Below are 6,000 nucleotides of genomic sequence, written 5' to 3' on the forward strand. Positions count from 1 at the left end.
TGCGCAAATGCTTCCCCCCGGGGATGTTCCGGGCCTCAGGGGCTGGTGGGGTGGGACTGTGCAAAACCGTACTGCGTACAGCGGAGCCGACGGTTCCGCCCGGGTGGACCTCGACACACAGCTCACCGTGGAGCTGGCGTCCGTCGTCTCCGCTGCCCGCAGGAGGGCCACCCGCGACGGCGACCGCCAGGTGGACACCGCCCATCTGCTGCACGGACTCCTGGAGTCCGACCCCGCGGTACGCGACGCGTTCGACGGCGGCCCCCGGATCGCCCGGCTGCTCGGCTATCTCGTCCAGCGCAGCATCGGCTACGGACTCCAATGGCACGGCACGGTCGAGGACTCCGGCGCGGTGCCGGCGGTCACCGAGGGCGGCGTCCCGGGGTGGTCGCCCGCCGCGGCCGCCGCCCTGGACGGCGCCCTCGACCGCGCACACGCCCGCTACGCCACCCGCGCCGGCTGCCTCGACCTGCTCGCCGCCCTGGTGGACGACCCCGAGTCGCGGGCCGTCGAGGTGCTGCGCCGTGCCTCCGTCGACACCGCCCTGCTCGCCGAGCGCCTGGACGGGGACGGTTCCGGCGGCTCCGGCCAGGAGTGACCGGGGTGGCCCAGGCGGCCGGAGTGACGGGAACGACAGGGGTCTCGGGGGTGTCGCTGCTGACGGCGGCTGTCATGATGACCGGATGCACACGTCTTCGGGGAGCCCCGCCGGTCCAGCCACCGGTACCGGCCCAGCAGCAACGGGGTCCACGGGGACCGTACGGACATCACCGGCCGCCCCGGGCCGGGGCGGGCCCAAGGGGCGCGGCGCGGGCGTCGGCATCGCGCTGATCTCTGCCCTCGCGTTCGGCGGCTCCGGCGTCGCCGCCAAGCCCCTGATCGAGGCCGGTCTCGCACCGCTGCACGTCACCTGGCTGCGGGTGGCCGGCGCCGCGCTGGTCCTGCTGCCCCTCGCCTGGCGCCACCGCGGACTGCTGCGGCGCCGCCCGGCCCTGCTCGTGGGCTACGGCCTGCTCGCGGTGGGCGGCGTCCAGGCCTGCTACTTCGCCGCGATATCCCGGATCCCCGTCGGCGTCGCGCTGCTCATCGAGTACCTCGCGCCCGCCCTCGTCCTGGGCTGGGTGCGCTTCGTCCAGAAACGGCCGGTCACCCGCGCCGCGGCCGTCGGCGTCGTCCTCGCCGTCGCCGGTCTGGCATGTGTCGTCGAGGTGTGGTCCGGGCTGAGCTTCGACGTCATCGGCCTGGCCCTCGCGCTCGGGGCGGCCTGCTGCCAGGTCGGCTACTTCGTGCTGTCGGACCACGGCGGCGACGGCGACGACACACCGGATCCGCTCGGCGTGATCGCCTACGGCCTGCTGACCGGCGCCGTTGTGCTCACCGTGATCGCCCGTCCCTGGACCATGGACTGGCAGGTGCTCGGCGGCAGCGCCGAGATGAACGGCACCCCGGTGCCCGCCGCGCTGCTCCTCGGCTGGATCGTGCTGATCGCCACGGTGGCCGCCTATCTCACCGGAGTCGTCTCCATCCGGCTGCTCTCGCCCCAGGTGGCCGGGGTGGTGGCCTGCCTGGAGGCGGTGATCGCGACCGTACTGGCCTGGGTGCTGCTCGGCGAGCATCTCTCCCTGCCGCAGATCGCCGGAGGCGTGGTGGTGCTGGTGGGCGCCTTCATCGCGCAGTCGGCGAAGCCCGAGGACCCGGCTGCCGGAGCCCCGGAGGCGCCTGCCTCGGAGGCGCGGGCTTCGGAAGCGGGAGCGTCGGATGCGGCGCTTCCCGGGAACGGCTTGCCGCCCACCGGGGAAGACCCGTCCCCGGCCGTCGCCGGAAACGGCTTGTCGGCCGGATCATGCGCCCCGTAAAGTGCCGATCATGCGTTTGACTGTGCTGCCCCCTCCCGCCGCGTAAGGCGGGCGGCGGCCTCCGAGGAAACCCTGGTCCGGGCAAGTTCCCGGGCTGATCGTCGCTGCCTGCACACGGGACCACGCGACCATTCCACGGCGCAGCGCGCCGTGCCGGATTTCCCGGAGCACCTCTCACATGTCTGCCACACCCTCCTCCGCCCTGCCCGTGGGCCGGGGGCTGCTGTACGTCACGATCACCGGCATCGCCTGGGGCACGGCGGGCGCCACCGCCGCCCTCCTCTACCGGGGCAGCGGACTCGGCCCGCTCGCCATCAGTTTCTGGCGGACCGTCGGCGGCCTGGCGCTGCTGCTCGCCGTACGGGCGGTGCTGCGCCGCCGGTCCGGTACGCGCGCCGGTGCCGCCCCGTACGAGCCGATACGTCACCGCATCACACGGCTCACCGTCACCGGCATCGGTTTCGCCGTCTTCCAGACCGCCTACTTCGCCGCCGTCGAGGGCACCGGCCTGGCCGTGGGCACCGTCGTCACCATGGGGGCGGCCCCTGTCCTGATAGCCGTCGGCGCGCGCCTGACGATGGGCGAGCGGCTCGGCGCGGGCGGTGTCCTGGCCGTAGCCGGGGCGCTGACCGGGCTGCTGATCCTGGTCCTCGGCGGGGGCGGCGCAACGGTCCGGCCCGCCGGCGTCGGCTATGCCCTGCTGTCCGCGGCCGGCTGCGCGGCGATGACGCTGCTCACGCGGCGGCTGGGCCGGGGCGGGAACGGCGACCCCTATGCCTCGGCGCTCGGCACGTTCGCGGTCGGCGCGCTGTGCGTGCTGCCGTTCGCGCTGGTGGAGGGGGTGTGGCCGCAGGCGGACGGCCTGGGCCGCAGCCTGCTCCTGCTGGGCTATGTCGCGGCGGTGCCGACGGCGCTGGCGTATGTGCTGTACTTCGCGTCGCTGGCGGTGGTGCGCGCCGCGACCGCTTCCGTGATCCTGCTGCTGGAGCCGGTGTCGGCCGCGGTCATCGCGGTGCTGTTCCTCGGTGAGCGGCTCACGATGACCACGGCGGTCGGAACCGGTGTGCTGCTGACGGCCGTCGCCGCGCTGGCGGTGACGGAGGCACGCCGGGCCTCGGCGCCGACCGCTGAACCGGCAGCCGAACCGGCCGTGGTGCCGGTGGCCTGAGCGGGGTGCCCGGCACGGCGGGCCGGGCACCCCGGCGCCTCAGGGCGCCGTAGCGGACAGGGCGGCCCGGCGGCGCTCCTGGTGGCCACGGGCCGCCGCGTCGCCGGGACCGTTCCGCTCGGCCAGGCGCCGCGCGATGCGCCGCTGGACGGCCTCGCTCTTCGTACCCGCGTACTTGAACTTGGCGCGTACCTCGTGGACTTCGAGCCGCAGCCCGCGGAGCCCGGAGAGCTGCCGGCCGAACGGGGCCCGGCCGGCGGCGACCGGAGCCGAGCCGCCCTCCGGCTGGAAGTGGCCCAGCTGGCGTTGCATCAGCGCCGCTTTGGCCTCCGGGTCGTCCACGACGTGGGCGGTGCAGGCCAGCTGGACCGCGGCGTAGAAGCTGGTGGGAATGCCGTGCTCGGGCGGCTCGTCCTCGGCCGCCTGCCAGGGCCCGGGGATGAAGGCGTAGTCATCCACCACGCTCAGCAGGACCGTCGGCCGCTCCTCCAGTGCGGGCCAGATGGGGTTGGGGCGGGCCAGGTGGGTGAGGGCCTCATGGCGGGCCGGGTCATAGACGAAGTGTGTCGGCTGCACCATCGGCGGTGCGCCGGGCGGGCCGCTGACGGCCAGCTGGCCGAAGTCGTGTGCGGCGAGCCAGTCTTGCCATTCGGTGTCTTCGGTGGCGGCGTCCCAGGGGTGGATCAGCATCGCGGCTCCTCAGTGGGCGGGCAGATACGCGGGTTGCGGCGTGCCGGGGGCGAGTCCGTCGGACGGTATGGGGGTGCCGTAGGCCGGGGTCACGGGGAGGACGCCGCTCCAGTACGGCAGCTCGAGGTCCTCCGGCTCGTCGTGGGGGCCGCCGGTGCGGATCTTGGCGGAGACCTCGTGCAGGTCGAGGCGGAGCACGGCGGTGGCCGCGAGCTCCTTGGCGTTGCCCGGCCGGGAGTCGGCCGCGCGGCCCGGCAGGACATGGTCCACGAGCGCGTCGAGGGCGGCGGTCTTCTCGTCCTCGTCGACGACCTGGTGGGCGGTGCCGTGCACCACGACGCAGCGGTAGTTGATGGAGTGGTGGAAGGCGGACTTCGCCAGGACCAGGCCGTCGACATGGGTGACGGTGACACAGACCGGCAGGCCGGGACCGGCGCTCCCGCCGGATGCACCGGCCATCCGCACCGGGCGGGAGCCGGTCGAACCGTGCAGGTAGAGGCGGTCGCCGACGCGGCCGTAGAGGGTGGGCAGCACGACCGGGGCGCCGTCGCGGACAAAGCCGAGATGGCAGACGTATCCCGCGTCGAGGATGGCGTGCACCGTCTCGTGGTCGTAGGCGGCGCGGTCGCGGGCGCGGGTGGGGACGGTGCGCCCGGTCGGCGCGTAGGAGGCGCCCTGCGGCGACGCGCCCGCCGGAGCCTGCGCGGTGTCCGTCTGCACCGTTTCCGTCTGCACCGTTTCCGCCTGTGCCACGGCCCGCTCCTCCGCCTTCACCTTCTCCATCGCCTTCTCCACTGCCTTGCCCCTTGCCTCTTGCGATTTCTTTTGCACTAGTGCATAGTTGAGTTTGTGCTAGGAGAGTATCGGATCGAAGGGCGGCGCGCATCGGAGATTGCCGCCAGCGTCGAGCGAGCCATCGGTGCAGGTGAGCTCCAACCAGGCGAAGTGCTGCCTCCCCTAAGGGAGTTGGCGGTCTATCTCGAGGTCAATCCGAATACGGTCGCGTCCGCATACCGGACGCTGCGCGACCGCGGTGTGATCGAAACCGCGGGCCGCCGCGGCAGCCGGGTGCGTCCACGACCCGCGAGCACCTCCCGGGAAGCACTGCGGGTGGAGGCGCCGCCGGGCGTACGGGACGCCTCCGACGGCAACCCCGATCCGGCACTGCTGCCCCCGCTGGAGGCCGCGCTGGCCGAGGCCGCGGCGCGCAGCGCCCGGCGGCCCACGCTCTACGGCGCACCGGCCGTCGACGAGGACCTCGAAGCGCTGGCCCGCGCGGCCTTCCTCCGCGACGGCGTACCCGAAGCCCCGATCGCCGTCACCAGCGGGTCGCTCGATGCCATCGAGCGGGTGCTCGCCGCGCATCTGCGCCCCGGCGACACCGTGGCGGTGGAGGATCCGGGCTGGGGCAGCCTGCTGGATCTGATCCCGGCACTCGGGCTGCGCCCCGCACCGGTTGCGGTGGACGACGAGGGGCCGCTGCCCGAGCAGCTGGCGCAGGCACTCCGCGACGGCGCCCGGGCCGTCGTCATCACCGACCGGGCGCAGAACCCCACGGGAGCCGCGGTCAGCCGCGCCCGCGCCACCGAGCTTCGCGCCCTCCTGGCCGGGCACCCCGGCGTCCTCCTCATAGAGGACGACCACGGCCACGGCATCGTCGACGTCCCGCTCCATCCCCTCTCCGGCGCCACCGACCACTGGGCGCTGGTCCGCTCCACGGCCAAGGCCTACGGCCCGGACCTGCGCCTCGCGGTGCTCACCGGTGACACGGTGACCGTGGACCGGGTGCGCGGCAGACAGCTTCTGGGGCCGGGCTGGGTCAGTCATCTGCTCCAGGACACGGCCGCCCATCTGTGGCGCACATCCGCCATCGATCCGAAGCGGGTCGCCGCGTCCTACGGCCGTCGCCGCGATGCCCTGATACGGGCACTGGCCGAGCGCGGCGTACGGGCGCGCGGGCGCAGCGGAATGAACGTCTGGGTGTCGGTCCCCGATGAGACCGGCGCCGTCGCCCGGCTCCTGCACGCCGGCTGGGCGGTGGCACCGGGCGCACGCTTCCGGATGCACTCCCCGCCCGGTGTCCGGATCACCGTGTCCGGCTTGACCGACGACGACATCGCGCCGGTGGCGGATGCCGTCGCGACGGCCACGGGAGTGGGGGAGGCGCGGCGGTACGAGTGAGAGCCGGCAGGCCGGGGGCGTGCCGGGGGGGAGGTCGAGGGGTGGGCCGTGGGGCGTGCCGAGGGACAGGTCCGGTGGGGGCGGGCTGGGGCATGCCGTGTGGGG

The 6,000-nt window shown here is 74.1% G+C and carries 6 protein-coding genes; 4 read left to right on the plus strand and 2 right to left on the minus strand.

Annotation, left to right across the window (positions count from 1 at the left end; all coding sequences use genetic code 11):
• The first annotated feature begins 58 nt into the window (after window positions 1-58).
• From ADL29_RS34420 to ADL29_RS34430, 3 genes are all read left to right on the plus strand, one after another.
• Complete coding sequence (locus ADL29_RS34420; RefSeq protein WP_053927449.1) at window positions 59-598, plus strand: Clp protease N-terminal domain-containing protein; 540 nt, start codon at window positions 59-61, stop codon at window positions 596-598.
• Between the two features lie 85 nt (window positions 599-683).
• A complete protein-coding gene (locus ADL29_RS34425) occupies window positions 684-1,856 on the plus strand; it encodes an EamA family transporter (protein WP_078971505.1) in 1,173 nt (390 codons plus the stop codon).
• A gap of 178 nt (window positions 1,857-2,034) precedes the next feature.
• The gene (locus tag ADL29_RS34430; RefSeq protein WP_053927450.1) at window positions 2,035-3,024 is read left to right on the plus strand and encodes a DMT family transporter; all 990 of its coding nucleotides are present in this window, start codon (window positions 2,035-2,037) and stop codon (window positions 3,022-3,024) included.
• A gap of 39 nt (window positions 3,025-3,063) precedes the next feature.
• Here ADL29_RS34430 and ADL29_RS34435 read toward each other — a convergent pair whose 3' ends face one another.
• Together ADL29_RS34435 and ADL29_RS34440 are read right to left on the minus strand one after the other, a co-directional pair.
• On the minus strand, window positions 3,064-3,714 hold the full coding sequence (locus ADL29_RS34435; RefSeq protein ID WP_053927451.1) for an FMN-binding negative transcriptional regulator: 651 nt from the start codon (window positions 3,712-3,714) through the stop codon (window positions 3,064-3,066).
• A 9-nt stretch (window positions 3,715-3,723) separates the two neighbouring features.
• Window positions 3,724-4,509 (minus strand): pyridoxamine 5'-phosphate oxidase family protein, encoded by a 786-nt coding sequence (locus ADL29_RS34440; protein ID WP_245689752.1) that lies wholly within the window; start codon window positions 4,507-4,509, stop codon window positions 3,724-3,726.
• A gap of 54 nt (window positions 4,510-4,563) precedes the next feature.
• Here ADL29_RS34440 and ADL29_RS34445 point away from each other — a divergent pair, with 54 nt between their 5' ends.
• Window positions 4,564-5,895 (plus strand): aminotransferase class I/II-fold pyridoxal phosphate-dependent enzyme, encoded by a 1,332-nt coding sequence (locus ADL29_RS34445; RefSeq protein WP_053927452.1) that lies wholly within the window; start codon window positions 4,564-4,566, stop codon window positions 5,893-5,895.
• The last annotated feature ends 105 nt before the right edge of the window (window positions 5,896-6,000 follow it).

The organism is Streptomyces chattanoogensis (genome assembly GCF_001294335.1).
GTDB lineage: Bacteria > Actinomycetota > Actinomycetes > Streptomycetales > Streptomycetaceae > Streptomyces > Streptomyces chattanoogensis.